General features: G+C 71.4%; 20 protein-coding genes. 8 read left to right on the forward strand and 12 right to left on the reverse strand.

Annotation, left to right across the window (positions count from 1 at the left end):
* Positions 1–203: 203 nt before the first annotated feature.
* Positions 204–1,175 carry a bifunctional helix-turn-helix transcriptional regulator/GNAT family N-acetyltransferase gene (locus tag ACQKQD_RS28050; protein WP_427510173.1) on the reverse strand — a complete coding sequence of 324 codons (972 nt, stop codon included), beginning with the start codon at positions 1,173–1,175 and terminating at the stop codon, positions 204–206.
* A 226-nt stretch (positions 1,176–1,401) separates the two neighbouring features.
* Between ACQKQD_RS28050 and ACQKQD_RS28055 the strand changes: the two genes are divergently transcribed.
* A complete protein-coding gene (locus tag ACQKQD_RS28055) occupies positions 1,402–2,337 on the forward strand; it encodes a helix-turn-helix domain-containing protein (protein ID WP_020094325.1) in 936 nt (311 codons plus the stop codon).
* An 87-nt stretch (positions 2,338–2,424) separates the two neighbouring features.
* On the opposite strand, the gene ACQKQD_RS28060 is transcribed toward ACQKQD_RS28055, so the two are convergent.
* The 4 genes from ACQKQD_RS28060 to ACQKQD_RS28075 form a co-directional block, all read right to left on the reverse strand.
* Complete coding sequence (locus ACQKQD_RS28060) at positions 2,425–4,560, reverse strand: TonB-dependent receptor (protein ID WP_427510174.1); 2,136 nt, start codon at positions 4,558–4,560, stop codon at positions 2,425–2,427.
* 225 nt (positions 4,561–4,785) lie between these two features.
* Positions 4,786–5,232, reverse strand: coding sequence for a nickel-responsive transcriptional regulator NikR (nikR, locus tag ACQKQD_RS28065; RefSeq protein ID WP_132369134.1), 447 nt, complete (start codon positions 5,230–5,232; stop codon positions 4,786–4,788).
* A gap of 350 nt (positions 5,233–5,582) precedes the next feature.
* Positions 5,583–7,202, reverse strand: coding sequence for a PepSY-associated TM helix domain-containing protein (locus ACQKQD_RS28070; protein ID WP_427510175.1), 1,620 nt, complete (start codon positions 7,200–7,202; stop codon positions 5,583–5,585).
* A 10-nt stretch (positions 7,203–7,212) separates the two neighbouring features.
* Positions 7,213–9,570: a TonB-dependent siderophore receptor gene (locus ACQKQD_RS28075; protein ID WP_427510176.1), complete on the reverse strand. Its 2,358-nt coding sequence runs from the start codon at positions 9,568–9,570 to the stop codon at positions 7,213–7,215.
* Positions 9,571–9,894: 324 nt separating this feature from the next.
* Here ACQKQD_RS28075 and ACQKQD_RS28080 point away from each other — a divergent pair, with 324 nt between their 5' ends.
* Together ACQKQD_RS28080 and ACQKQD_RS28085 are read left to right on the forward strand one after the other, a co-directional pair.
* Positions 9,895–10,719 (forward strand): 2-keto-4-pentenoate hydratase, encoded by an 825-nt coding sequence (locus tag ACQKQD_RS28080; protein ID WP_427510177.1) that lies wholly within the window; start codon positions 9,895–9,897, stop codon positions 10,717–10,719.
* 101 nt (positions 10,720–10,820) lie between these two features.
* Complete coding sequence (locus ACQKQD_RS28085; protein ID WP_091927668.1) at positions 10,821–11,057, forward strand: hypothetical protein; 237 nt, start codon at positions 10,821–10,823, stop codon at positions 11,055–11,057.
* A gap of 27 nt (positions 11,058–11,084) precedes the next feature.
* Here ACQKQD_RS28085 and ACQKQD_RS28090 read toward each other — a convergent pair whose 3' ends face one another.
* Both ACQKQD_RS28090 and ACQKQD_RS28095 read right to left on the reverse strand, forming a co-directional pair.
* Positions 11,085–11,792, reverse strand: coding sequence for a response regulator (locus ACQKQD_RS28090; RefSeq protein ID WP_020094318.1), 708 nt, complete (start codon positions 11,790–11,792; stop codon positions 11,085–11,087).
* Positions 11,789–12,316, reverse strand: a complete 528-nt coding sequence (locus tag ACQKQD_RS28095) for a MarR family winged helix-turn-helix transcriptional regulator (RefSeq protein WP_020094317.1) — start codon at positions 12,314–12,316, stop codon at positions 11,789–11,791. The genes ACQKQD_RS28090 and ACQKQD_RS28095 overlap by 4 nt, the downstream gene beginning before the upstream one ends.
* Before the next feature lie 215 nt (positions 12,317–12,531).
* Between ACQKQD_RS28095 and ACQKQD_RS28100 the strand changes: the two genes are divergently transcribed.
* On the forward strand, positions 12,532–13,899 hold the full coding sequence (locus ACQKQD_RS28100) for an 8-oxoguanine deaminase (protein ID WP_427510178.1): 1,368 nt from the start codon (positions 12,532–12,534) through the stop codon (positions 13,897–13,899).
* A gap of 154 nt (positions 13,900–14,053) precedes the next feature.
* Here ACQKQD_RS28100 and ACQKQD_RS28105 read toward each other — a convergent pair whose 3' ends face one another.
* From ACQKQD_RS28105 to ACQKQD_RS28120, 4 genes are all read right to left on the reverse strand, one after another.
* Positions 14,054–15,727, reverse strand: a complete 1,674-nt coding sequence (locus ACQKQD_RS28105) for a formate--tetrahydrofolate ligase (protein WP_427510179.1) — start codon at positions 15,725–15,727, stop codon at positions 14,054–14,056.
* A gap of 260 nt (positions 15,728–15,987) precedes the next feature.
* Positions 15,988–16,947, reverse strand: coding sequence for an OmpA family protein (locus tag ACQKQD_RS28110; protein WP_427510180.1), 960 nt, complete (start codon positions 16,945–16,947; stop codon positions 15,988–15,990).
* Between the two features lie 223 nt (positions 16,948–17,170).
* A complete protein-coding gene (locus ACQKQD_RS28115) occupies positions 17,171–19,039 on the reverse strand; it encodes a tetratricopeptide repeat protein (RefSeq protein ID WP_020094312.1) in 1,869 nt (622 codons plus the stop codon).
* Between the two features lie 279 nt (positions 19,040–19,318).
* Positions 19,319–20,992: an electron transfer flavoprotein-ubiquinone oxidoreductase gene (locus ACQKQD_RS28120; RefSeq protein ID WP_427510181.1), complete on the reverse strand. Its 1,674-nt coding sequence runs from the start codon at positions 20,990–20,992 to the stop codon at positions 19,319–19,321.
* Positions 20,993–21,229: 237 nt separating this feature from the next.
* Between ACQKQD_RS28120 and ACQKQD_RS28125 the strand changes: the two genes are divergently transcribed.
* Positions 21,230–22,120, forward strand: a complete 891-nt coding sequence (locus tag ACQKQD_RS28125; protein ID WP_427510182.1) for a uracil-DNA glycosylase — start codon at positions 21,230–21,232, stop codon at positions 22,118–22,120.
* A gap of 155 nt (positions 22,121–22,275) precedes the next feature.
* Entirely contained in the window at positions 22,276–23,187 is a 912-nt protein-coding gene (gene ypfJ / locus ACQKQD_RS28130) for a KPN_02809 family neutral zinc metallopeptidase (protein WP_427510183.1), read from the forward strand.
* A gap of 147 nt (positions 23,188–23,334) precedes the next feature.
* Here the strand turns inward: ypfJ and ACQKQD_RS28135 are convergent, their stop codons facing one another.
* Positions 23,335–23,595: a hypothetical protein gene (locus ACQKQD_RS28135; protein WP_020094308.1), complete on the reverse strand. Its 261-nt coding sequence runs from the start codon at positions 23,593–23,595 to the stop codon at positions 23,335–23,337.
* A 195-nt stretch (positions 23,596–23,790) separates the two neighbouring features.
* Here ACQKQD_RS28135 and ACQKQD_RS28140 point away from each other — a divergent pair, with 195 nt between their 5' ends.
* Together ACQKQD_RS28140 and ACQKQD_RS28145 are read left to right on the forward strand one after the other, a co-directional pair.
* Entirely contained in the window at positions 23,791–25,413 is a 1,623-nt protein-coding gene (locus ACQKQD_RS28140; protein WP_427510184.1) for an ABC-F family ATP-binding cassette domain-containing protein, read from the forward strand.
* Positions 25,414–25,531: 118 nt separating this feature from the next.
* On the forward strand, positions 25,532–26,011 hold the full coding sequence (locus ACQKQD_RS28145) for a hypothetical protein (RefSeq protein WP_427510185.1): 480 nt from the start codon (positions 25,532–25,534) through the stop codon (positions 26,009–26,011).
* The last annotated feature ends 4 nt before the right edge of the window (positions 26,012–26,015 follow it).

Raw genomic sequence — 26,015 nt, forward strand, 5'->3', positions numbered from 1 at the left:
CTCTTCGCGCCCATCATTTTGTCTGTCCGCGCATCGTCACTGCTGAACGAGATCTGACGCAGAGCGCGCGGCTATCCTCCGCGGATGGGAGCGGCTCGCTGCGGCGCCGCGCGGGCCCGCGCACGGCCGGGATCCGCGCTTCGTCGCCGCGCCGGGCGGCACGACCGGGAACGGGTCGCCCTCGGCGCGTCGGGCGCGCGGCGTCACAGGGGATAGCGCATGGCCACATTGCAGCGGGCATAGCGCCGGCCGAACCGGTCCATGATCTCCGGGTCGTGCCGGAACCCGACCTTCTCGTACAGGTGCACGGCGGCCGCGCACTTGGTGTTGGTCAGCAGGTAGAGCGTCTCGATCTCCATGGCCGCGGCGCGGGCCAGCACCGCCCGCAGCAGGTGCTCGCCGGCCTTGCGGCCCCGGGCCCGCGCGGACACGGCCATCTTGGTCAGCTCGTAGCAGCCCGCCTCCGTCCGCATCAGCGCGCAGGTGCCGACGATCCCGAGATCCGCCGACTCAACGAACAGGATGAGCCCGCCGCGGTCCAGGATCTCGCCGCGGGGATCGGACAGGATCCGGCGGTCGTTCTCCTCCAGCGCGAACATCGCCTCGATCCACTCGGCGTTGATGTCGCGGAAGCGGTCCGCCAGCGCGTCCGTGTAGTCCCGGATCGTCAGGCCCGTCGCGGCGTCGCCGGCCGCGCCGTCCTGGCGGATGCGGGCCGCGAACGGGACGGCGTCGAGCCTGCGCTCCAGGGCGGCGACCTGGTCCAGCAGGGGGCCCGACAGGCCGGCACACAGGCTCGCGACGGCCCTGTCGACGCGCGGCCAGAGCGCGTCCTTGGCGCGCGCCATCAGGGCCTCGCCCGCACCGCTGAGCGACAGCGCCTTCTGGCGAAGGTCCGCGTCCGACCGCGCCTCTTCGAGCAAGCCGAGCGCGACGAGGCTCGCGGCCGTGCGCGTGGCCGCCGGCTGGCTGACGCCGAGGGCGGCGGCGGCGTCGCCGATGGTCAGCGGTCCGTAGCGGTCGATGGCGGCGAGGAGCGGGAACTGGGCCGGCTGGATGCCGAGTCCCTCGTCCCGCAGGATCCGGGCGGCGTCGGCCTGGAAGCGGTCGGCGAGGCGCTTGAGGCGGCTGCCCAGGAAGAGCGGCCCGAGTTCGTCGAGGATGTCTGCCGGCATGTCGGTTCTCCCGACATCAATTATATAACGCGTTATGTTTCTCGCAAGCCCTGGTGGCCCGAAGGTCGTCCCATCGCGGCACTGCCGCGATGGGACAATGGCCCCGGGGTACAGACTGTCACCCCGTGGGAGCGGGTCGCGTCAGATCGTAGATTGTGTCCCGTGCGCACTGGTCGATCGCGCAACGTAAGGTAAACTCACTCAACCCTCGCTCATCGGTCCCGCCGTGAACGTCGTACCCCGTTCCCTCTTCACGACGGATGCCCTGCCGGAGCGCGACCGCTTCGCCGCGTGGCGCGCGCTGTTCGCAGCCCACGACCTCGATGCCGATCCGCACGGCTTCTCGGGCCGGATCGAGACGACGCTGATCGGCCCGATGGCCCTGCGCGTCATGAGCGCCGCACCGCAGGCGCCGGCCCGATCCCGCTCCCGGATCCGGCGCGACGGTCAGGACGGGTTCGTCCTGCACCTCAGCCGGCACGCCTACAGCGTCGAGACCGAACGGGGCGTGGCGGAGGTTCCGGCGGGCGCGGTCAGCCTCAACGACCTGTCGCAGCCGTACCGCCGCAGCCGGGTGCCGGAGACGGACTCGCTGATCCTGGCCGTCCCGCGCGCCTCCATCGCCACCGTGCTGCCGGACGAGGACGCGATGCACGGGCTGATCCTGACCGGCGGCGCGGGCCGCCTGCTCGCCGACCATATCCGGAGCCTGGCCGCGCATAGCGGCGCGATCACCGCGACCGACGCCGCCCCGATCGCGCAGGCCACGCTCCACATGGTCGCGGCCTGCGCGCGCCCAAGCCTGGAGGGAGCGGCCCGCGCGGCCGCGCCGCTCGAGGCCGCCCGGCTCAGGGCCGCGAAGCGGCTCATCCGCGGCCAGCTCGACACGCCGCCCCGGATCGACGCGATCGCGCGGGCGCTCGGCATATCGCGCTCCCAGCTCTACCGCCTGTTCGAGCCGGAAGGTGGGGTGGCGCGTTACCGCGCGCGGCAGCGCCTCGCGGCCGTGCGGGCCGCCCTCGACAATCCGCTGGAGCCGCGGTCGATCGGCGCGATCGGGGAGGCCTACGGCTTCGGGAGCGGCGCCCAGCTCAGTCGCGCGTTCCGGGAGACCTACGGCCTGACCCCGCGCGACTACCGGGTCTCGCGCAGCGGCGGCTGACGCGACCGGGACGCCGGGACGAATTCCCTCGCGGCATGGGTCTGCCGCGAGGGGGTCGGGATCCGCGTGTCGTCGTGGCGCCGGCGGTCAGAACCGCCCGGCGATCGTCAGGCGCACGGCCGTGGGCTCCACCGGGTGGAAGAGGCGGTCGATCAGCCCCTCGGCGGGCTCGCCCGGAAGGCGCGAGACGTAGGCGTAGGTGATCTGGTCGGCCTTGCTGTTCGTCAGGTTGAGCACGTCCAGCGAGACGCTCACCCCGGTGTCGAACAGGTAGCCGATGCGGCCGTTGAGCAGGGCGGTCGCCCGGGAGCGGATCGCGTTGTCCTCGATGAGCGGACGCGGCCCGAAATAGCGGACCCGCAGGCTCCCGAACCAGCCGAGGGGCTCGCCGAAGGTCACGCCCGCCGACGCGATGGTCGTTGGCGCCTCCGGCACCCGGTTGCCCACCGGGTCGTAGCTGGAGAACCGGGCGTTGGTGATCGTCAGATCCCCGTCCAGGGACAGCCACGGCGTCACCGCGTAGCGGTTCGTCCACTCGACGCCGAACCGGCGGGTCGGGCGGCTCGGCTCCGTGGTGCCGGTGTCGCCCTGGAAGATGTTCTCCGAGGCGAAGTCGAGCCGGAACAGGGCGAGGCTCGTCTCCAGCCCGGCGATCGACCGGTTGCGCAGGCCCAGCTCGTAGCCCGTGGAGGGCACCAGGAAGGGCGACCGGGTGATGTTGAACAGGGGGCTCGCGGGATCGACCGTGGCGGTCACGCCGCGCGCGTCGTTCGAGTGGAAGCCGCCGCCGTAATTCACGTAGATCTCAGTGTCGGACCACGGTCCGAGCACGAGGCCGAGCTTCGGGTTGACGATGCCGTCGGTGGCCCGTCCCGAGTTCGCCGGCGTGTCCGAGCGGACGTCGGCGTAGTAGCCGTCCGCCCGCACGCCGACGCTCGTGCGCAGCCACTCGGTCCAGCGCACCCGCGTGTCGAGGTAGAGGGCGCCGCTCGATTCCAGCACGCGGTCGTCGAGCACGGTCGAGCGGTACTGGCGGAAGGCAGTGTTGAACAGGCCGACGCGGATCGAGTCCGTCCGCGTCTGGGCGCCGACCTCGACCTCCAGCGGCCGGCCGAACAGGTCGCCCTGGAAGATGTGCAGCATCTCGCCGCCGCCGAGGACGCGCTGGTCGAGCTGGTGGAACTGGTCGCCGCCGACGGGATCGTTGAGGAAGTAGGTGAAGTCGTTGAACAGGTTCATCTGGTAGCGGATCACGTAGGCCGAGGCCCGGGTGATGCCGGTGTCGTCCGTCGCGCTGAACCGCCCCGACAGGGAGAAGCGGGCGGTGTCGCCGCCATCCGTGGGGTTGAGGGTGCCGTAGCGGCCGATCAGCCCCGCGCCGACGGCCCGCTCCGGGATCTGGTTGGTGGCCGTCCAGCGGGACGCGTAGGCCATGCCGGTGACCGCGAACCCGTCCAGCGCCGTGCCCTGGCTGTAGCGGGCGACGCCGTTGAGCTTGCGCAGCGCGTTCGGGACGGTCCACGGCCCGTCGTAGACCTGCGCCTCGCCGGCCACCAGCAGGGTGCCCTCGCCCAGCGGGGCCGAGGCGATCGACAGGGCCCGCTTGTAGCCGAAGCTGCCGATCGAGGTCAGCGCGAGATTCTCCCGCACGGTGTCGAGATAGTCGATGCGCACCGAGCCCGCGGAGGCGAAGTCGCCGTCGCGCACGAAGTACGGCCCCTTGTGGTACTCCACCGCGCCGACGAGTTCGGGGATGAGGAAGTTGAGGTCGGCGTAGCCCTGGCCGTGGGCGTGGGTGCGCATGTTGACCGGCATGCCGTCGACGCTGATGGCGATGTCGGTCCCGTGGTCGAGGTTGAAGCCGCGCAGGAAGTACTGGTTGGCCTTCCCCTCCCCGCTGTGCTGGGTGACGATCAGGCCCGGCACTGCCTCCAGCACCTCGCCGGGCCGCGTGACCGGGCGGGCGTTGAGGACCGCCCCGCCGATGAGGCCGGCGCTGGCCGCGTCGACGCTCAGCAGGGCGCCGCCGATCCCGGTGACGCCGCCGACATAGCCGGCGCTGGCGCTGGGCCCGTCCGTCGCGGGGATGACCAGAGGCGCCGCGGGGACCACCGAGATCTCGGACAGGGTGACGGCCGACGGTGTCGGGGCGCCCTCAGACGCCGCCCAGCCGCGCCCGGCGGTCGCGACGACGAGGCCGCCCACGGCGAGCAGCCGGGTCACGGCGCGGAGGCCGGGGGCGGCAGGCCGGTGGCGGCAGACAGGACGGGAAGTCGAGCGGGAAGTCGGGCGGGACACCGGCAGACCGGGCGAGGCGTGGCGATCCCCGGACTCTCGCACGCCGCCCGTATGATAAACATGCGAAAAAATCATACGGGCGGATTAGGCCGGCCGTGTTGCGCGTGGGGCGCAGTCGACGGGGTGCCGGATCGCGGGCGGGGGGCATCCTCACCCCGGGCCGTCGTCGCCGTGGCCCGGATGGGCGTGGGCGTCGTCACCCTCCGGGATGAGGTGCAGGTGACCGTAGCGGACGCCGCGCTGCGTGACCACGGCGTCGGCGTAGCTCTGCATCCGGGCCACCGGCCCGCGCAGGACCGCCACCTCGAGGCACGCGTCGTGGGTCAAGTGCACGTGCAGGCTGGCGATCGAGACGCCGTGCTCATGCCCCTCGCCGGTCAGCCGGCGGGCCAGGTCGCGGGTGCCGTGGCTGTAGACGTAGCTCAGGGCTCCGTAGCAGGCCGCCGATCCCCCGGTCTCCGCGGCGCGGACCGGCGCCAGGGCGTCGCGGACGATGTCGCGCACCGCCTCCGAGCGGCTGCCGTAGCCGCGCCGCGCGCAGAGGTCGTCGACCGCCGTCAGCAGGGCGTCGTCGATGGTGATGGTGATGCGCTGCATGCCCGTCCTGCCGCTCCCGGGGCCTTCTGGTACGGGGACGCGGGGCCCGTGAACAGCCGCCGGGCCCGCATTGCCCGGCGCGGCAGAAAAAGAGCCCCGAGGGCCGCGCCTCGAGGCTCAAGTTCTGGGTCTCGGGGACATGTCCAGCGTGCGCTTGGGATGGACCGCGCTGGAACGCCTGGGCCGAAGGATCAAGGGCGTGAAAATCGACGACACAGGCGCGACCGGCTGGCATGCCGGCCGAACCATTCTGCACAGATACAGTCGACGCGCATCCGATATATGTCAGGCTTCGGGAGTTATTTTGAATTAATTCGCCGCACTGGGTTCAATATACCAGTTCAATTTTATCATATCGGCTCCCGATCTCCCGGTACCGGCATGCCGGGCCAGGCCTGGTCCCGCCGCGCGTGCCCCGCGATCGAGAGCCCCGCGGCTTTCGCGGGGCCGCGGGACGCTCCGCCGCGCCGCGCGATCGTGCGGACCGCGAGCAGGAAGAGGGCGGCGAGGGCCAGCATCGCGCCGTCGAAGGCGAGGAGGACCGGCTCGACCGGCGCGTCGCCGCCGAGCCGGAGCGCGACGAGGCGCCCGACATCCGCGGCCGCGACGGCGCCGTACAACGCGGCCGCCGCCGTCAGCGTCTCCGGCCAGACCCGCCCGGCCGGGCGCAGGAGCGCCGCCACGGCGACGAGCAGCCAGACGGCGAAGAAGGCCCCGACCTCCCACTCCGCCCGCGCGGGCAGCGCGGCGGGGAGCAGCCGGTTGGCCAGGAAATAGGCGGCGATGGCCGCGGGCAGGCCGGCGATCGTCGCGACGTTCAGGCCCTGGACGAGGCGCAGGCCGAAGCCCCGGGGCGCGTCCCCCTTGGGCAGGCGCGCCACCGCCCAGAGCAGCAGCCCGGTCGCCACCATGGCGCTGCCGGCGAGGCCGCACAGGAAGAACAGCACCCGCAGGGCCGGGCCGGCGAAGTGCGCCTCGTGCAGGCCGACCATCGCGGTGAACGTCTTGGTCGCCGGCCGCAGGCCGCCCGCGCGCACCTCCAGGACCGCGCCCGTCACGCCGTCGAAGGCGATCTGCGGGTGCTCGTGGGAGAGGCCGTGCGGCTCCTCGAACACCGCCACCACGGTGGCGCGCGCGTCCGCCGGGTTGACCACCGTGATCCGCTCCAGGGGTTCCGGCCGCATCGCCAGGGCGCGGACCACCAGCGGCCCGACCGGCACGAGCGTGCCGGGCTGGCCGGCGGGCGAGCGCGGCGCGGTGATCTGGCCGGACTCGGCGAAGTAGCGCTGGCTGTCGCCGCGATAGGCCGTGTTCAGGCCCCAGGGCACGTACATCACCATGAGGGTGGCGAGCCCGGTATAGGTGATCATCAGGTGGAACGGCAGGGCGAGCACGCCCGTGACGTTGTGCGCGTCGAGCCAGCCCCGCTGGGCGGACTTGTCCCGGCGGAAGGTGAAGAAGTCGGCGAAGATGCGCCGGTGGGTGACGATTCCCGAGATCAGCGCCACCAGCATGATCATCGCGCAGGCGCCGACGATCCAGCGGCCCCAGAGCGGCGGCAGGTTCAGCTCGAAGTGGAAGCGGTAGAGGAAGTCGCCGCCGCGCGTCGCCCGCACCGCCGCCGGCGCGCCGCTGTCGGGATCCAGGAGGACGTGGCCGGGCGGCCGGCCCGGGCCGGTCCGCCAGAACAGCTCCAGCACCGGCCGGTCCGGCCGCGGCAGCGCGAGGAACCACGTCCGTGCGCCGCCCGCATGGGCCTGCAGGTGGGCGACGCCGCGCTCGGCCGCCGCCGCGAGCTCCGCCGGCCCGAAGGTCCGGTCGGTGCGGAGCTCGGGCCGCATCCACTGCGAGATCTCGGGCCGGTAGTAGCTCGCCGTGCCCGTCACGAAGACGGCGAACAGCACCCAGCCGACGACGAGGCCCGACCAGGCGTGGAGCCACGCCATCGACTGCCGGAAGGTCTTGCCCACGGCGGCCGCCTCACCAGCGGTAGCGCAGGGTCGCGTAGACCGTGCGCGGCAGGCCGTAATAGCAGCCCGAGTAGGTGAAGCAGCCGGTCACGTAGCGCTCGTCGAGCAGGTTCTGCACGTTGATCTGCGCGCTGAGGCCGGCGAGCCGCGGGTCGAGGTGCTTCATGTCGTAAGAGGCGACGGCGTCGACCAGCACGCTCTCGGGCACCTGGAACGTGTTGGCGGGATCGCCCCAGGACGGGCCGAGGTAGCGCACGCCGCCGCCGAGGCCGAGGCCGATGAGCGGGCCGTCGGTGAAGCGGTAGTCGACGAACAGCGAGGCCGTCGTGTCCGGCACCTGCACCGGCCGCAGGCCCTGGAGCGGCACCTGCCGGCGGGTCAGGTCGTTCGTGGTGAAGCCGGTGTCGCGGACGTTGCGGATGTCGAGGAGCGAGAAGCCGCCGATCAGGCTGAGGCCCTCGGCGAGGGTGGCCCGCGCCTCGAACTCGACGCCCTGCACGCCGACCTCGCCGGTCTGCACGACGAAGCCGGGATTGACCGGGTCGGTGGTGGTGGCGTTCGAGCGGCGGATGTCGAAGAACGCGGTGGTCAGCAGGATGTCGGTGCCGGGGGGCTGGTACTTGATGCCGGCCTCGTACTGGTTGCTGGCGATCGGGACGGGGATGCGCCCGGCCGAGCCGAAGGCGGCGTCGAAGATCCGCCCGTTGACGATCGGCTCGAACGCCTCGCTGTAGGAGACGTACGGGGCGACGCCGCTGTCGAACAGGTAGAGCAGGCTGGCGCGGCCGGTGAAGGCCTCGGCCGGGACGTCCTGGATGGTCAGCCCGTTCGGCGCGAAGGTGCGGGTCGGGCCGGTCTGCCGGGCGGTGTCGTAGCGGCCGCCGAGCGTCAGGATGAAGCGGTCGAACTTCGCCTGATCCTGGAAGTACACGCCGGTCTGCTGCGCGTCGATCCGCGAGGTCGACGTGAAGGCGGGGAACCGGATCGGCAGGTCGTGGTCGGGGGCGAGGGCGTTCAGGCTCGTCGTCGCCGGGAACGGGCCGGTGACGGACCGCGTGCTGAAGGTCCGGTGGTCGACGCCGAGCAGCGCCGTGTGGGCGATCGGGCCGGTGTCGAAATCGGCGATGAAGTTGTTGTCCATCGTGTAGGCTTCGATGTCGACCTGGGTGCCGCCGACCGACCGGCCGATGATCGGGCCGCTCGTGTACGGGCCGTTGACGTCGCCGAAGGTCGTGAACACGCTGCGGTAGTCGCCGTTCGAGCGCAGGTAGCGGCCGGCCGAGTGGAAGCGCAGGTTCTCGGTGATCCGGTGGTCGAACAGGTACTCGACGGAGGCCTGCGTGCGGTCGGAGCGCTCGATGGTGCGGTCGCCGTCGTAGAAGTTGACCGGCAGCCGGCCGAAGACGCCGCTGCCGAAATTGCGCGGGAACACCGTGCCGACGGCCGGGAAGCCGCCGTAGAAGCCCGAGAACGGGTCGCGCTGGTAGTTGGCGATGACCGTGAGCGAGGTGTCGGCGGAGGGCCGCCACGTGAGGCTCGGGTTGATGAAGGCGCGCTCGACCTTGGTGGTCACGGCCGGGCCGTCGCCGTTCCAGCCGAGGCCGATGACCCGGTAGGCGAACTGGTCGGCGAGACCCGGGATGTCGGACGCGATCGGGCCGCCGACGTCGAAGCCGCCGCGGACCTCGCTGAAGCCGCCGCCCTGGACGAAGATCTCGCCGTGGCGGACGAATTGCGGGACCTTCGAGACGAGGTTGACGAGGCCGCCCGGACCGGACTGCCCGTAGAGGACCGAGGCCGGCCCCTTGATGATGTCGACCCGCTCCAGGCGGTAGGGATCGACACTGGGGAAAGCGTCGCGGTTACCGGGCAGCGCCATGTTGTCGAGGAAGATCGGCGCGGTGAAGCCGCGGATGTAGAACTGCTCCAGGCGCGTCGAGCCCGCGCCGCCCCGCTGCTCGGTGGTGACACTCGGGGTGAAGCGCAGCGCCTGATTGATGGTCAGGGCGTTCTGGTCCTCGATCTGCTGGCGCCCGATGACCGACACCGACTGCGCGGTCTCCAGGATCGGCGTGTCGGTCTTCGTGCCGACCGTGCTGCGGCTGGCGACGTAGCCGGGCACCGGCCCGGTGGCCCCGCCGCGCCCGTACAGGTCGCTGTTCAGGCTGCGCCCGCGCGCCTCGCCCGTCACGCTGAGTTCGGACAGCTCGATCTCCGTGGCGGGCGCCGGCTGGACGGGCGCGGGCTGGGCGAGCGCGGCCGCCCCGAGCGTGAGTATAGATGTCGACGATACAAACCCGATCCGGAGCAGCCTCTCCGCACGATCGAACGCGCGCGACGCGGCCCGGTCACTGACATATCTCGACATTGTACCGACTCTAAACAAGAATTACTGGGCGTAGATACGCGCCGATGCTCAGCTATCACGGATCCGTGAGCAGTATGTGCCTCCGATGACACATCTTTAAGAAACTTATTTTGGTATTCCTCTAATGAAAATATGCTGCGGGCGGCCGGGCCGGGAGCGAACGCCCCGGGAGCGCGCTCCGCGCGGGGGACGGGCCGGCGAGCGTCGGCGGCGCAGCGACAGAGCGCGCGTTCCCGGCGACGGTCACCTCGGGTAAGATCAGTCGGCCGCGATCGAGGCGGCCCGGCGCGGGTGCCGCCCCGTCGGCCCTCACGCCGTGCGCCGATGACCGAGCCGATCTCCGCCGCGGCCCATGCCCGCACGATCCTCTCCGCGCACGAGCATCGCCGCCCGATCGCGCCGCTGACCGACTGGGATCCGGCCCTCGACCTGCCGGCGGCCTACCGGGTGGCCGAGGCGGTCCGGGTCCTGCGCGGGGAGCGCGGCGAGCGGCCAGTCGGCTACAAGATCGGCTTCACCAACACGACCCTGTGGGAGCGCTACGGCGTCCGCGCGCCGATCTGGGGGCACGTCTACGACACGACCCTGCGCGACCGGGCCGCGCTGTCGGAACCGGTGCCGCTCGCCGCCTTCGTCGAGCCGCGGATCGAGCCGGAGATCGTGTTCGGGCTGGCGCGCGCGCCCGAGCCCGGCATGGATGCCGCCGCGCTGATCGCCTGCCTCGACTGGGCGGCGAGCGGCTTTGAGATCGTGCAGTCGCTCTATCCGGGCTGGCGCTTCGCGGCGCCCGACACCGTCGCGGCCTTCGGGCTGCACGGGTTGCTGGTGGTGGGCGAGCGGGTGCGGATCGCCCCGGACGCGCGATCGGCCTGGATCGGCGAGCTCGCGGGCTTCACCGTCGAGCTACTGCGGGACGGGGCCGTCGCGGACCGGGGCGGTGGCGGCTGCGTGCTCGGGACGGGGCCGCTCGCGGCCCTGGCCCACCTCGTCGATGCGCTGGCTAACGATCCGGTGGCCCCACCGCTCGACGCCGGGACTGTCGTCACGACGGGCACGCTGACGGACGCGCTGCCCGTCGCCTCCGGTCAGCGCTGGCGCACGCGCCTCGATGGGCTGCGGCTTCCCGGCATCGACCTTGCCCTGATCTGAGAGACCCGGCACGGGTTATCGTGCCGGGTGCGTGCGGTTTCCCGGCCGGCTCCGGGTCTCAGGCATTGGTGATGGTTAGCCGACATGCCAAATGCTGGACCATGCCTGGACGCCCGCGGCGACGCCACACGACCTTCCTCGTCTCCGTGACCGCGGAGGGCGCCGGCGCGGCGCCCGGCGCCACGGTCTACGCAGTGATGAAGCCCAGCGCCGAGGAGGCGGTGGAGGCCGTCCGCGCCCTCGCCGGCCCGTCGGCCAGCCTCGCGATCGTGGGGAGCCTGTCCACCCGGATCGCCAAGGCCCTCAAGCTGAAACCCGACACGCCGCGGGTGGTCTGAGCCGCCCGGCGGCGGCCCGCGGGCGGCTCAATCCACCGCGAGCCGGTAGCCGACGCCCCGCACAGTCTGCAGGAAGACCGGGTTGGCGGGATCGACCTCGGTCTTGCGACGCAGGCGGTTGATCTGCACGTCGACGGTGCGCTCCGCCGCCGCGCCGCCCGGACCGGCGAGCTGCTCGCGCTCGACATTGGCGCCGCCCGCCGTCGCTAGGATCGTCAGGATCTCGCGCTCGCGCTCGGTGATGCGGATCAGCTCGTCGTCCCGGCGCAGCTCGCCCCGGTCGATCCGGAACGCGAAGGGCCCGAAGGTCACGGCCTCGGCGGAGGCCGCGCGGGGCCGCACGCTGCGCTTGATGATGTTGTTGAGCCGCAGCGTCAGCTCCCGCGGCTCGAACGGCTTCGGCAGGTAATCGTCCGCGCCGATCTCCAGCCCCATCACCCGGTCGTTCGGGTTGGAGCGGGCCGTGAGCATCAGGATCGGCACGCGCGAGGTCTCGCGGACGCTGCGCGCGTAGTCGAAGCCGTTCTCGCCGGGCATCATCACGTCGAGCACCATGGCGTCGAACACGACGCTCTGGGCCCGGGCGCGCGCCTCCGCGGCGCTCGCCGCCGCGGTGACCCGGAAGCCCTGGTCGGTGAGGTAGCGGGCGAGCAATTCGCGCAGGCGGCGGTCGTCGTCGACCACGAGGACGTGGGGCGCCTCGTCGGGCAGGTCGGACCGGGCGGCGTGGCTCACGCGGGCTCCTCCGCGTCGACCTGCCCCTCGGCCCCGCCCCCGCGCCGCGCCATCAGGCGCTGGACCGCCGGCCGGTCCTCCGGCTCAATCATCGCCATCAGGAAGTCCTCCGGGGAGCCCCGGGCATCCGGCGCCGCGAGCGCCCGGGCGAGGCGGCGGGCCTGGACCCGCGTCAGGTCGGCCGCGAGCCCGGCGCCGGCCTCGGTGCAGTACAGGAGGCGCTGGCGCCGGTCGCTGGAACCGGGCTTCTGCGCGACGTAGCCCTGCCCGATCAGGTCCTTGAGCACCCGGTTCAGGCTCTGCTTGGTGATGCGCAGGATGTCGAGGAGCTCGGCGATCGTCAGGCCCGGGTACCGGTCGACGAAGTGCAGCACCCGGTGGTGGGCGCGGCCGAACCCGTAATCGGCCAGGATCCTGTCCGGATCGCCGACGAAATCCCGGTAGGCGAAGAACAGGAGCTCGATCAGGTCGTCGCTGCCGAGGGCGGCCGGCGCGGCGCCCGGGACGGGTTTCGGCGCGAACATCTCCTCGCGCGGGGCTGTCCGTGTCACGGCGCGGCCGCTCCCAACGGGTGATAGGTCAGTCCCCATGACGTTTCTCAAGGCGGCCGGGGCCCGTCAACCCTGGCCGGGGCGGCCGGGGCGCCGACCGCCCCGGATCCTCAAGCGTGTACCCGCGGGATTGCCCCCGGTCCGACGCCTCCGCTACGCAGGCCCTCGGGCGACGGGAGCGGACGCGCATGGCCGAGGCAGGGGAACCGGGATCGGGACGCCTCTGGATCCGCGACCCGCGCGCCGTCCTGGCCGAGGCCGCCGGCGGCGGGATCGTGGTGGCGGGCACCCGGATCGTCGAGTGCGTGCCGGCGGGCGCGCGGCCCGCCGCGCCCGTGGATGCGACCTTCGACGCGTCGCGCCACGTGGTCATCCCGGGGCTGATCAACACCCACCACCACGCCTTCCAGACGCTGACCCGCGCCCATCCGCTGGCGCTCAACAAGCCGCTCTTCCCCTGGCTGGAGGCGCTCTACACGGTCTGGGGGCGGATCACCCCGGAGGCGTTCCGGCTCGCCACGCGGGTCGCCTTCACCGAGCTGCTGCTCTCGGGCTGCACCACGGCGGGCGACCACCACTACCTGTTCCCGAAGGGCCTCGAGGCGTCGATGGACATCCAGGTCGCGGAGGCCCGCGACCTCGGGATCCGGGCCGCGCTCACCCGCGGCTCCCTGAGCTTGTCCGACCGGGCGGGCGGCCTGTCGCCCGCGGCCCTGACCCAGGACGACGACGCGATCCTCTCGGACTGCGAGCGGGTGCTGAACCTGTTCCACGATCCCGCCCCCGGGGCGATGGTGCAGATCGCCCTCGCCCCCTGCTCGCCCTTCTCGGTGACCGAGCGCCTGATGCGCGCGAGCGCGGAGCTCGCCGCCCGCAGCGGGTGCCGGCTGCACACCCATCTCGGCGAGACGCGCGACGAGGAGGCCTATTGCCAGCAGATGTTCGGCTGCCGCCCGGTGGAGTACCTCGAAGAGGTCGGCTGGCTGAGCGACCGGGTCTGGCTCGCGCACGGCATCCACCTCACCGATGCCGAGGTCGCGCGGCTCGGCGCGGCCGGCGTCGGTGTCTGTCACTGCCCGACCTCGAACATGACCCTGGCCTCGGGCCGCTGCCGCACCTGCGAGCTGGAGGCGGCGGGCGCGCCCGTCGGCCTCGGCGTCGACGGCTCGGCCTCGAACGACAGCTCGAACCTGATGGAGGGGGTGCGCCACGCCCTCATGATCAACCGGCTCACCTACGGGGCGGAGGCCGTGACGCATCTCGACGCCCTGCGCTGGGCGACCGAGGGCTCGGCCGCCTGCCTCGGCCGCTCCGATATCGGCCGGATCGCGCCGGGCCGCGAGGCGGACCTCGCCCTGTTCACCCTGGACGAGCTGCGCTTCTCCGGTGCCCACGACCCGCTGGCGGCGCTCGTCCTGTGCGGCGCCACCCGGGCCGACCGGGTGATGGTCGCGGGGCGCTGGCGGGTGATCGACGGGCAGCCGCTCGGAGTCGATACCGGGATGCTGCGCGAGGCGCATTCCCGGCTGGCAGTGGACTTGTTCGGGGACGCGTAGGGGCGGCCCCTGATCCGACCCGCTCCGTCATCGCGAGCGCAGCGACCCAGGGCAGCGCGCGATCTCCGGATGCGGTGTGTCCCTGGATTGCTTCGCTCCGCTCGCAACGACGAACGGCGGGGCCCGCCCGTGGGCGAGCCCCGCGCGACGTTTCTCAGAACAGCCCGTCGATCTGCCCGTTGGCGTCGAGCCGGATCGTGTCGGCGGCCGGCACCCGGGGCAGGCCCGGCATGGTCATGATCTCCCCGCAGATCGCCACCACGAAGCCCGCGCCGGCCGAGAGCCGGACGTCGCGCACGCCGACGATGTGGCCCTCGGGGGCGCCCATCAGGGTCGGGTCGGTGGAGAAGGAGTACTGGGTCTTGGCCATGCAGATCGGCAGGTGGCCGTAGCCGTCCTTCTCGAAGGTGGCGAGCTTGCCGGCGGCCTTGGTCTCGATCTGGATGTCGGCGGCGCCGTACAGCTTGGTGGCGATCGCCCGGATCTTGTCGGTGAGCCGGCTCTCGGTCTCGTAGGCGTGGCGGATCGGCGCCGGCTCGGCCTGGCTGAGCTTGACCACCGCGCGGGCGAGTTCCTCGGCCCCGGCACCGCCTTCGGCCCAGTGGCGGCAGGTGATCGCCTCCACGTCGAGCCGCTCGCGGCACAGGTCCTTGAGCTTGGCGTGCTCGGCGTCGGTGTCGGCGTGGAAGTGGTTGACGCCGACCACCACCGGCAGGCCGAAGCCGCGCAGGTTGGTGACGTGACGGGCGAGATTGGCGAAACCCTTCTCCAGGGCATCGATGTTCTCGGACCCGAGGTTCTTCTTGTCGACGCCGCCGTGCATCTTGAGGGCGCGGACCGTCGCCACCACCACCACGGCCGAGGGGGTCAGGCCCGCCTGCCGGCACTTGATGTCCAGGAACTTCTCGGCGCCGAGATCGGCGCCGAAGCCGGCCTCCGTCACCGTGTAGTCGGCGAGCCGCAGGCCGGCCCGCGTGGCGATCACCGAGTTGCAGCCGTGGGCGATGTTGGCGAAGGGGCCGCCGTGGATCAGCGCCGGGTTGCCCTCGAGGGTCTGCACGAGGTTCGGCTGCAGGGCGTCCTTGAGCAGCACCGTCATGGCGCCGGTGGCCTTCACGTCCTTGAGGGTGACGAGCTTGCGGTCGCGGGTCTCGGCGATGACGATCCGGCCGAGGCGCTCCTCCAGGTCGGCGAGGTCACGCGCGAGGCAGAACACCGCCATCACCTCGGAGGCCACCGTGATGTCGAACCCGTCCTCGCGGGGGAATCCGTTGGCGACGCCGCCGAGCGACTGGTTGATCGCGCGCAGGGCCCGGTCGTTCATGTCGACGACCCGGCGCCAGTGGATGCGGCGGACGTCGATATTGAGCTCGTTCGCCCAGTAGACGTGGTTGTCGATCAGCGCGGCCGCGAGGCTGTGGGCCGACGTGATGGCGTGGAAGTCGCCGGTGAAGTGCAGGTTGATCTGCTCCATCGGCACGACCTGCGCCTTGCCGCCGCCGGCTGCGCCGCCCTTCATGCCGAAGCACGGCCCGAGCGAGGGCTCGCGCAGGCAGATCATGGTCTTCTCGCCGATGCGGTTCAGGGCGTCGCCCAGGCCCACCGTGGTGGTGGTCTTGCCCTCGCCCGCGGGCGTCGGGGAGATCGCGGTGACCAGCACGAGCTTGCCGGCCTTCCGGCTCTCCAGCCCGGCGATGTAGCCGTGCTCGATCTTGGCGATGTGCTTGCCGTAATTGTGGAGCGCGTCATCCGGGATGCCGAGCTTCTCGGCGACCTGCGCGATCGGCTTCAGGGTCGCGGCGCGGGCGATCTCGATGTCTGACGGCATGGGCCTTCCTCCCTGGGTCGCGGGCACGTGCCCGCCCGCCGGCTCTTGCCGTGCGAATCTCCTGCCGGGCGGGACGCGGCGTGGCCGCCCGCGAACGGCCACGCACTGTGCGTCAAAGCTCGCGAAAATGCGCGTCGATTTTTATGAGCTGGCGGACAAAATACTCTTGTCGATCGCGCTGTCCCCCGCTCCGACGCCGGAGCGCTACCGGATGGTCCGTCCGAGCCCGGCCGCCGGGGGTCTTCGCGCGCCCGCGCCGCTCAGAACTTGACCAGCTCGACGCGCCGGTTCTGCGCCCGCCCCGCCTCGCTGTCGTCGGCGGCGACCGGGCTGGCGGCGCCGAAGCCCTTGGCCTTCAGCCGGTCCTTCGCGATTCCGGCGCCGACGAGCCTCGCCATGACCGCTCTGGCACGGCCGTCGGACAGGGCCTGGTTGTGCGCGGCGGCCCCGGTCCCGTCCGTGTAGCCGTTGATCGCGAGCCGCAGGCCGGGATCCGTCCGGAGCAGGGCCGCCACCGCGTCGATCTGCGGGGCGGAGGCCGGCAGGATCTCGGTCCTGTCGGTGGCGAAGTTGACTTGGATCACCGCCTTCCCGGTCTTGTCGAGAGCCTGCTTCAGCCGCTCGGCGGGCAGGAGGGCGGCGGTCTGCACGAACGGCTTCGTCTCGAGGATCGTCCAGGCCGCGGTGAAGCTGTCGGGCACGAAATGCACCCAGATCTGCCGGTCCGGCCGGCGGATCACCCAGGTCTGGGCGGGCACGTTGTAGACGTCGCCCAGGCCCTCATACATCCCGATCCGGATCTCCTCCGGCAGCGTCTCCGTCACGGAGTTGGGGATCCGGCCGTCGGCGATCTTCCGGCCGCCGGCCTGCGTCAGCACGGCCTCGATGTTCTTCTTCAGCTCGTAGGCGGAGTAGGTCTTGCCGTCCTTGGGACCGATCAGGGACTGGAAGACCTTGCCTTCGACCTCGTGGAGCGCTGCGCCGGTCCAGAACAGGAAATGCCCGAATTCCCGCGTCTCGGGCGGGTTCACCGGCTGGTAGCCGTCGGGCAGCGCGAAGTAGGGAAAGCGACCGAGCGGCGCGTCCGAGACGGGAACGGAATCGAGCGCGAAGGACTTCGGCGCCGCCGCCGCGTCCTGCGCCCGCGCGGGATCGGCCCCGATCCCGGACGCCGCGCAGGCGAGGGCCAGCAGGACACAGACAGGCTTCAGCGCTCTCACGTCGCACTCCGGAACGTTGCGGAGGCGCGACGATAGCGGGCGCGGATCGATGGGCAATTAGGTCGCTCGACCTACGGCCTCCGGGCCGCAGCGCGGGCGCCCGAAGCCGCGACAGGGCGGCGGGCGCGGGCCGGATCTCGCGGCCTCGCGTCCCGAAATGGCCCGCGCATCGTCAGGACGGCGCGGCAGCCACACCGCCCCGAGGCGGGACTTGGCGGGAGGCCTAGCCCCCCGACTTCTTGGCCTTGTCGGCGGAGCCCGGCGCCTCGTGCGGCTGGGGCGCGCCCTTCGGGAGCTCCGGGTTGTCGGGATTGTGCGGGGCGGCGACCGGGGCCGGCACCGTCTCGGCGGTGGCGGTGGGCTTCTCGATGTCGGGCAGCCCGTCCTTCAGCTTCGCGTTGATCTGGGTGAGGTCGTCCGGCTCGGGGTTCAGGTCCTTGGCGTGCTGCCACTGGAACTTGCCCTCGAGGCGCCGGCCCGAGCGCCAGTAGGCGTCGCCGAGGTGGTCGTTGATGGTCGGATCGCCGGGCTTCAGCTCGACCGCCTTCTCCAGCTCGCGCACCGCGTCGTCCCAGCGGCCGAGGCGGTAATAGGCCCAGCCGAGGCTGTCGACGATCATGCCGTCCCGCGGGCTCGCGTCGGCGGCCTGCTGCAGCAGCTTGAACGCCTCGTCGATGTTGATGTTCTGGTCGACCCAGGAATAGCCGAGGTAGTTCATCACCTGGGCCTTGGCGGCCGGCTGGTTGGCCGGCACCAGGGACAGGGCCTTCTTCAGGTCGGCCTCGGCCTTCGGCCACTGCTTGGCGCGCTCGTAGGCGGTGCCGCGGAAATAGTAGGTCGTCCAGTAGTTGGATTGCGGCCGGTTCCCGATCAGGTCGATGGCGCGGGTGTAGGTGGCCGCCGCCTCCTCGTATTTCTTGCGGGCGCGCTGCACGTTGCCCAGCGCGGTGATGACGTCGATGTCGTCCGGGTGGGCCTTCATCGCCGCGTCGAGATGGGCCAGCGCCTCGTCGCCCTTGCCCATCTGCTCCAGGTTCAGGCCGATCTGGATGTCGGCGTTGAGCTTGAGCGGGGAATTGGCCGGGATCTGCGCGTAGGCCTCGTTGGCGCGCTCGGGCTGCTTCATCCGGTCGAGCGTGTCGGCGAGCGTCAGCCGGGCCAGCGCGTGGTCGGGGGCGAGGTAGAGGGCGAGCCGCAGGTAGATCACCGCGGGCAGCTCGTCGCCCTGAGTCGAGCCGGCGGAGCCCAGCCCGTACAGCACCTCGGCGGCGCCCTCCTGGGCGGTGCCGATCAGCCGCGTGAGCGGCTTGCCGTCCTTCAGCTTCTCGAGGGCGTCGCGCACCAGCGGGTGGCGCGGCGAGAGCTGGTCGAAGTCGGAATAGGCCTGGATCGCCAGGTCGGTGCGGCCGAGGCTGGCCTCCATGCGGGCGTAGGCGTCGACGATGCGCAGGGTGTTGTGGTCGGCGTCGTAGGCGGCCTTGAGGCGGCGCTCGGCCTCGGCGTTGTCGCCGGTCACCGAGGCGATCAGGCCGGCATGGTAGTCCCGGAAGGTGTTGTAGTAGCGCTCGCCCCGGAGCTTGTTGACCGTCTCCAGCGCCTTCTTGCTGTCGCCGGCGCCCGCGTAGGACCAGGCGGTGAGCAGCGTCGCGGTCAGGTCCGTGGCGGCGCCCCGACCGCTCCGGGAAAAGTTCTGGCGGGCGGCGGCCCACTGGCCGGCCTTGATCTGGCGCACCCCGAGGGAGAGGTTGGCGAGGCCGTTGGTCGGATCGCGGGCGATCAGCTTCTCGGCGGTGCGGAACGCGTCCGGCAGGGCGCCGTCGGCCAGCAGCGAGATGAAGGCGCGCTCGACGAGTTCCGCGTTGCGCGGGTCGGCCTTCACCGCCTCGCGGTAGAAGGTCGCCGCCGCCGCCGTGTCCCGCGACGCGCCCGCGATGTAGGCGGAGAGGAAGTTGCCCTCGAGCGAGTCCGCGGGCTCGTAGTCGAGCACCGGGGTCGATTCCTTCGGCTGCGCGGCGAGCACGGTCTGCGGGAGCCCGGCGGCGAGCAGCAGGGCGAGCGCCGAAACGCTCCGGCGGGCGCGTGTCATCATCATGAACCGATCGCGGCTCCTGGGCGCCGGCCCGTCGGGGGCCGGGCGCGAGAATGGCGGGGCATCCCCGAAAAAACGTTGGGGACACTGAACCCATCCCGCCAGCCCCGCAAGGCGAAAGGATGGCGCGGGGGTTGAGGCCGGGTTGGTCGGCCGTCCCGTCATCGCGAGCGCAGCGAAGCGACCCAGGGCGGCGGGACGTCTGCCCACGGAGCGGTTCACTGGATTGCTTCGCTGCGCTCGCAAAGACGTGAGCCTCGGCCCCTCGGCCGAGGGCGGCACTCACATGTTCGGGTAGTTCGGCCCGCCCGGGCCCTCCGGCGTCACCCAGTCGATGTTCTGGTTCGGATCCTTGATGTCGCAGGTCTTGCAGTGGACGCAGTTCTGCGCGTTGATCTGGTAGCGCACGCCGTCGCTGGCTGAAGAATCCTCCACCCACTCGTAGACGCCGGCCGGGCAGTAGCGACCGGACGGGCCGCCGTAGACGTCGTGCTCGGAGCGCTTCTGCAGCTCCATATCGCGGACCTTCAGGTGGGGCGGCTGGTCCTCCTCGTGGTTGGTGTTCGACAAGTAGACCGAGGAGAGCCGGTCGAAGGTCAGCTTGCCGTCCGGCTTCGGATAGACGATCGGCGTCACCTCCGAGAGCGGCTTGAGGCAGGCGTGATCCGGCTTGCCGTGGGACAGCGTGCCGAACGGCGAGGCGCCGAGGATGCTGGTCGCCCACATGTCGATCCCGCCGAGCCCGACGCCGACCAGCGTGCCGTACTTGGACCAGAGCGGCTTGACGTTGCGCACCGCCTTCAGGTCCTGCCCGATCGGGCTGTCGCGCCATCCGGCCTCGTAGGCGGTGAGCTCGTCGCCGGCGCGGCCCGCCTTCAGGGCGTCCGCGATGGCGTCGGCCGCCTGCATGCCGGACAGCACCGCGTTGTGCGAGCCCTTGATCCGCGGCACGTTCACGAAGCCGGCCGAGCATCCAACGAGGCACCCGCCGGGGAAGACCAGCTTGGGCACCGACTGCCAGCCGCCCTCCATGATGGCGCGCGCGCCGTAGCCGATGCGCTTGGCGCCCTCGAAGGTCTCGGCGATCATCGGGTGGGTCTTGAAGCGCTGGAACTCCTCGAACGGCGACAGGGTCGGGTTCTCGTAGTTCAGGTGCGTGACGAAGCCGACCGAGAGCAGGTGGTCATCGAAGTGGTAGAGCCAGGAGCCGCCGCCGGCCTTGTTGGGCAGCGGCCAGCCCATCGTGTGCTGCACCAGCCCGGGCTCGAACTTGCCGGGCGCGAGCTGCCAGAGCTCCTTCACGCCGAGCCCGTACTTGAAGTGGTCGCTGTGCCGGTTGAGTTCGAACCGCTGGATCAGACCCTTGGTCAGGTTGCCGCGGGCGCCCTCGCCGAACACCGTGTACTTGGCGCGCAGCTCCATGCCGCGGGTGTAGTCCTCGCGCGGCTCGCCGGACCGGCCGATGCCGAGATCGCCGGTGGCGACGCCCGCCACCGCGCCGTTCGCGTCGAACAGCACCTCGGAGGCCGGGAAACCCGGGTAGATCTCGACGCCGAGCGCCTCCGCCTGGGCACCGAGGTACTTGCAGACGTTCGAGAGCGAGCCGACGAAGTTGCCGTGGTTCGACATGAGCTTGGGGAAGAACACGTTCGGCAGGGTGATGCCGCTGTTCTTGGTGAGCATCATGAACTCGTCGCGCTGCACCTCCGTCTTAAGCGGCCGCTCCGGGTCCTGGCGCCACTCCGGCAGGAGCCGGTCGAGGCCGATCGGGTCGATCACCGCCCCCGACAGGATGTGGGCGCCGACCTCCGAGCCCTTCTCGACGACGACGACCGAGATCTCATCGCCGATCTCGGCGGCGCGCTGCTTCAGGCGGATCGCGGTGGCGAGGCCGGCCGGGCCGGCGCCCACCACGACCACGTCGAAATCCATGCTCTCGCGTTCGGGCAGCGCCATCCTCGGGTTCCTTTTCTTGTTCCGGCGCCCGGTTCGTCGCCGGGCCGGCCTTCCTGATGCCGTCTCAAGCGATTCCAAGCTAGAAAGGCAAGTTGCCGACGCTCAAGCTCAAGGCAAAGTTCCCTTTGCCGCAGGGAACGGCGTCACAGCGCTGCGCCGCGCCGCGCTGTTCGGTCACGCAAGTCCTTGCTACCCGGAGCGATTCGGCGAGTTGTCCACAGGCCCCGGCGATCCCACATGCTGAATCCCATGCCGAGCCCCACCGACGCGCAAGCCGACCTGATCGCCTATCTCGACTTCCACGTGGAGGCCGGGGCCGACACGGCGCTCGACGAGCAGCCGCACGACCGCTTCAACGAGGCCGACACGCCCGCGCCTACCCTGCGCGCGCCACGCCGGGCGGCGCCCCGGCCGGTCGAGCAGCCGGTCAGCCCGGTCGCCAACACGCTCGTGCCGCCCCCCGGCTCGGCCCCACCCGCCGCCGCGCCGCGGACCTTCGGCCGCGCCGCCAGCGCCCAGCCCGACGAGGCCGCGAGCGACGCCCGCGCCCGGGCGCGGCAGGCCAAGTCCCTCGACGAGCTCGAACGGATTCTCGCGGATTTCGACGCCTGCCCGCTGCGCTTCACGGCGAAGAACCTCGTCTTCGCCGACGGCAATCCCGAGGCGCGGGTGATGTTTCTCGGCGAGGCGCCCGGCGCCGACGAGGACCGGATCGGCAAGCCGTTCATGGGCCGCTCGGGCCAGCTCCTCGACAAGATGATGAAGGCGGTCGGGCTCGACCGGACGAGCGCCTATATCGGCAACATCGTACCCTGGCGGCCGCCGGGCAACCGCAACCCGACCCCCCAGGAGGTGGCGGTGTGCCGGCCCTTCGTGGAGCGCCAGATCGAGCTCGTCGACCCGGACATCATCGTCTGCCTCGGCGCGCCCGCGACCCAGACGCTGACCGGCACCAAGGACGGCATCCTGCGGACTCGAGGCCGCCTCTTCCCGTACAAGTTGCCGAACCGCGAGGTGAAGCTGCTCGCCACGCTCCACCCTGCCTTCCTGCTGCGCCAGCCGGTCCAGAAGCGGCTCGCGTGGCGGGACTTCCGGTCCCTGCGCGCCCTCCTCGACGGGAAAGCGTGACCGCGAGCTTGACCGGAGTGACGGAACCGGCTCTCCCCTCCCGCCATTAGAGCTTCGTTCCCGCTGCTGGCGCGCCATCGGCCGGACACGACGACGCACAGCCAATCCCGGCCCGCCCGAGGCGGCCGGCGCAGCACCGATGGCGGGACCCAACCATGCGCTGGGAAGATCTACGCAGCTCCGACAACGTCGAGGATCGCCGGGGCGAGGGCGGCGGCGGTGGCGGCATGGGCTTTCCCGGCGGCGGCGCCGGCGGGCTCGGCATCGGCACCATCGTGGTGCTGCTGATCATCAGCTACTTCACGGGCATCAACCCGGCGATCCTGATCGGCGGCGCCCAGCAGATCGGTGGCGGCGGCCGCAGCCAGCAGGAGCAGGTCGACCCGCAGACCCAGGCTAAGCGGCGCCAGGCGCCCACCGACGAGAGCGGCCGGTTCGCCTCGAAGATCCTCGGCAACACCGAGGACGTGTGGAGCCAGATCCTGCCGCAGCAGACCGGCAAGCAGTACACCCCGACGACGCTGGTGCTGTACACCGGCGGCACGCGCTCCGGCTGCGGCTCGGCCCAGGCCGCGATGGGTCCGTTCTACTGCCCGCTCGACAAGAAGGTCTATCTCGACACCGGCTTCTTCAAGGAGATGGCCTCGAAGTTCGGCGTGAAGGGCGACTTCGCCTACGCGTACGTGATCGCCCACGAGGTCGGCCACCACGTCCAGGACGTGCTCGGCATCCTCGGCAAGGTCCAGGCGCGCCAGCAGCAGGCCTCCAGCAAGACCGAGGCGAACGCCCTCTCGGTGCGGATCGAGCTGATGGCCGACTGCCTCGCCGGCGTCTGGGCCAAGAACTCCAATGACAAGTACGCCGAGCTCGAGCAGGGCGACATCGACGAGGCGCTGAACGCCGCCGCGCAGATCGGCGACGACGCGCTGCAGCAGCGCTCGCGGGGCTACGTGGTGCCGGATTCCTTCACCCATGGCTCCTCGGCCCAGCGCCAGCGCTGGTTCATGGCCGGCTACAAGAGCGGCCAGACCAAGTCCTGCGACACGTTCCGGACGGCCAATAACTGAAGGCGGATCGCGGCTTCACGAGCCGACCCCGTCATCGCGAGCGCAGCGAAGCGACCCGGGGCAACGTGACGTCGCCGGATGTGGCGCCGCTGGATTGCTTCGCTGCGCCCGCGATGACGGCGCGCCGAGACCCGGCGGGCACGGGCCTCACCCCCGGCTCAGCCGCCGCGCGTTCGCCTGGACCTTCCGCCGGTAGCTGCGGATCACCTTGCCGTTCGAGGCGCCCGCTGCGAGCATGAGGGCCGCCTCGCCGGCGGCCAGCATCTTCTCCGTCACCATGAGCTGCGCCTCGGCCTGGGCCGCGGGGCCGCCGAGGGCGAACATCGCCATGCGCTGGGCGATGACGCCCTGCGCCTCCAGCCCCAGCATGGCCATGTCCATGCCCGTCATCCACCAACCGAACAGCATCGCGATCCTCATGTTGCCCAGGGCAACGGCCGAGCCTCATCCTGGGTCCCGGGATGCGCCCAGGCCTGCGCCGGACGCAAGCGTTATCCCGCACTGCGGCACCCTGCCTTTGCGCCGCGTCGGCCGATGCCGTAAGCGGCCGGGATACTCCCGGACACCTTCCGGACAGCGACCTCCCGGACAGCGCCCGCCGCCATGATACGCCTGGACAAGATCACCAAGCAGAACGGGCGGCAGCTCGTCTTCATCGAGGCCTCGGCCGCCCTCCAGCGGGGCGAGAAGGTCGGCCTGGTCGGCCCGAACGGGGCCGGCAAGACCACGCTGTTCCGGATGATCATCGGCCAGGAGCAGCCCGACGAGGGCCAGGTCGCGGCCGACCGGGGCATCACCATCGGCTATTTCAGCCAGGACGTCGGCGAGATGTCCGGCCGCAGTGTCGTCACCGAGGTGATGGACGGCGCCGGCCCGGTGAGCGCGGTCGCGGCCGAGCTCGCCGAGCTCGGCGCGGCGCTCGCCGACCCGGACCGGGCCGACGAGATGGACGCCCTGGTCGAGCGCTACGGCGAGGTCCAGGCCCGGTTCGAGGAGCTCGACGGCTACGCCCTGGAGGGACGGGCCCGCGAGGTGCTCGACGGGCTGAGCTTCAGCCAGGAGATGATGGACGGCGACGTCGGCGCCCTCTCGGGCGGCTGGAAGATGCGCGTCGCGCTCGCCCGCATCCTGCTGATGCGCCCGGACGTGATGCTCCTCGACGAGCCGTCGAACCACCTCGACATCGAGAGCCTGATCTGGCTCGAATCGTTCCTGAAGGGCTACGACGGCGCCCTGCTGATGACCTCGCACGACCGCGAGTTCATGAACCGCATCGTCACGAAGATCATCGAGATCGACGCCGGCGCGCTCACCACCTACTCGGGTGACTACGCCTTCTACGAGGGCCAGCGGAAGCTGAACGAGGCGCAGGCCCAGGCGCAGTACGAGCGCCAGCAGGCGATGCTGGCGAAGGAGATCGCCTTCATCGAGCGGTTCAAGGCCCGGGCCTCCCACGCGGCCCAGGTGCAGAGCCGGGTGAAGAAGCTCGACAAGATCGAGCGCGTCGAGCCGCCCCGGCGGCGGCAATCGGTGGCCTTCGAGTTCCAGCCGGCGCCGCGCTCGGGCGACGACGTCGTGATGCTCAAGGGCGTGAACAAGCGCTACGGCAGCCGCACGATCTACGAGGGGCTCGATTTCTCGGTGCGGCGCAAGGAGCGCTGGTGCGTGATGGGCATCAACGGCGCCGGCAAGTCGACGCTGCTGAAGCTCGTCACCGGCACCACCGCGCCCGACGACGGCTCGGTCACGGTCGGCGGCAGCGTCAAGCTCGGCTACTTCGCCCAGCACGCCATGGACCTGCTCGACGGCGACCGCACGGTGTTCCAGACCCTGGAGGATTCCTTCCCGCAGGCCGGCCAGGGGTCGCTGCGGGCGCTGGCCGGCTGCTTCGGCTTCTCGGGCGACGACGTCGAGAAGCGCTGCCGGGTGCTCTCGGGCGGCGAGAAGGCCCGGCTGGTCATGGCGCTGATGCTCTACGACCCGCCGAACTTCCTGGTGCTCGACGAGCCGACCAACCACCTCGACATGGGCACCAAGGAGATGCTGATCGAGGCGCTGGCCAATTACGAGGGGACGATGCTGTTCGTGTCGCACGACCGGCACTTCCTGGCCGCCCTCTCGAACCGGGTCCTCGAGGTCACGCCGGAGGGCATCCACCAGTACGGCGGCGGCTACACCGAGTACGTGGCCCACACCGGCCAGGAGGCGCCGGGCCTCCGGAGCTGACGGTCCGCTCCGTCCTCGCGGGCGCAGCGTTCCGGCCGGCAGCCCTGCGACCGGCGTGCCGCTATCGCCCCCTGGCGCCCCGCGCTAGGCTGCGCCGAAACGGCCCGGGTGAGACGCCGTGCGACGCCTGCTGAAATTCCTCCACACGATGGGGTCCGCCGGGCTGCTGGGGGCCATGGCGTCCCTGGTCGTCATGCTGAGCCTGGCGCCCGCGCCGTCCGCCCTGACGGGCTACGCGGCGATGCGGGGCGCGATGGGCGCCGTCGCCACCTGGATCTTCCTTCCCGCCCTGGCGGTGACGCTGATGTCGGGCCTGCTCGCGATGGCGCTGAACCGCGCCTTCCTCAACGCCGGATGGGCGTGGGTGAAGCTCGCCACCGGCGTCCTGATGTTCGAGGGCGGGCTGGTCTACGTCCAGGGCCCGATGAAGCAGGAGGCGGAGCAGAGTGCCCGCGCGCTGGCGGGCCTCGTCGACCCCGCGGTGCTGGCCGTCTCGCTGACCGGCGAGCACGGCACCCTCTGGGTCCTGCTGGCGGTCGCGACCGCGAACGTGGCGCTCGGGATCTGGCGGCCGCGGATCCTGCGGATCCCCCAGTAGCGCC

The sequence above is a fragment of the Methylobacterium sp. NPDC080182 genome, from assembly GCF_050281105.1.
In the GTDB taxonomy this organism is placed as follows: domain Bacteria; phylum Pseudomonadota; class Alphaproteobacteria; order Rhizobiales; family Beijerinckiaceae; genus Methylobacterium.